Genomic DNA, 1,547 nt, shown 5'->3' on the forward strand with positions numbered 1-1,547 from the left:
GGGTCATCCGCCTGCTTGCGTTGCGCCGCGAGCATCGCGCGCGCCATCTGCCAGCCGCCCAGCACGGTCCCCGCCAGCTTCAGATACGGCACGCTACCCGCGAACACCGCATTCGGATCGCTCTTCGCATTCTCGAGCACGAACGACACCGCCGAGCGCAACGCGTCATGTCCGCGCGACAGATGCTTCTGCATCGATTCGAACGGCGCGCCCTTTTGCTGCTTCAGCGCTTCGACGGTCTGCGCAATCTGCGCGAGCAAGGCTTTGGCGACCGCGCCGCCGTCGCGCAGCGTCTTGCGACCGATCAGATCGTTGGCCTGAATGGCCGTCGTGCCTTCGTAGATCGGCAGGATGCGCGCGTCGCGGTAATACTGCGCCGCGCCCGTTTCCTCGATGAAGCCCATGCCGCCGTGCACCTGCACGCCGAGGCTCGCCACGTCCACCGACAGCTCCGTGCTCCAGCCCTTTACGATCGGCACGAGGTACTCGTAGATCGCCAGATGGTCGGCGCGTTGCGCTTCGTCGGGATGATGGTGCGCGAGATCGCTATGCGAGGCCGCCACATACGCGAGCGCGCGCGAGGCTTCCGTCAGCGCCCGCATCGTCGACAGCATGCGGCGCACGTCCGGGTGATGGATGATCGACACCGCCTGCTTCGCCGAGCCATCGACGGGCCGGCTCTGCACGCGCTCCTTCGCGTACGCGACGGCCTTCTGGTACGCGCGGTCCGACACGGCCACGCCCTGCATGCCCACGGCAAAACGCGCCGCGTTCATCATGATGAACATGTATTCGAGGCCGCGGTTCGCCTCGCCGATCAGGTGACCGATCGCGCCGCCGTGGTCGCCGAACTGCAGCACGGCCGTCGGGCTCGCCTTGATGCCGAGCTTGTGCTCGATCGACACGCAATGCACGTCGTTGCGCGCGCCCAGCGAGCCGTCTTCGTTGACGAGAAACTTCGGCACCAGAAACAGCGAAATGCCCTTCACGCCTTCGGGCGCGTCCGGCGTGCGCGCGAGCACCAGATGGACGATGTTCTCCGCCATGTCGTGCTCGCCCCACGTGATGAAAATCTTCGTGCCGAAGATCCGGTACGAGCCGTCGCCCTGCGGCTCGGCGCGCGTGCGCACCAGCGCGAGGTCGGAGCCCGCCTGCGGCTCGGTCAGGTTCATCGTGCCCGTCCATTCGCCGGAGATCAGCCGGGGCACGTAGGTCTTTTTCTGCGCTTCGCTGCCCGCCGTGAGCAGCGCTTCGATGGCGCCGTCGGTGAGCAGCGGACACAGCGCAAACGACAGGTTCGATGCGTTGAGCATCTCGATGCAGGCGGTCGCGATCAGCTTCGGCAGGCCCTGGCCGTCGTATTCGACGGGATGCTGCACGCCTTGCCAGCCGCCCGCCGAGAACTGGCGGAAGGCGTCGGCGAAACCGGGCGTCGCGGTGACCTGGCCGTCCTTCCAGCTGCTCGGGTTGCGGTCGCCTTCGACGTTCAGCGGCGCCAGCACTTCGCCGCACAGTTTCGCGGATTCTTCGAGGACGGCCTGGGCCGT

Annotated in this window: 1 protein-coding gene; it reads right to left on the minus strand. The window is 66.9% G+C overall.

The features are described 5' to 3' along the window. Nucleotides 1-1,547 (minus strand): acyl-CoA dehydrogenase family protein (locus H3V53_RS42985; protein WP_336603010.1); only part of this gene is annotated, 1,547 nt, incomplete at both ends.

Origin of the sequence: Paraburkholderia bengalensis (assembly GCF_037126505.1) — a bacterium.
GTDB classification, from domain to species: Bacteria; Pseudomonadota; Gammaproteobacteria; order Burkholderiales; family Burkholderiaceae; genus Paraburkholderia; species Paraburkholderia bengalensis.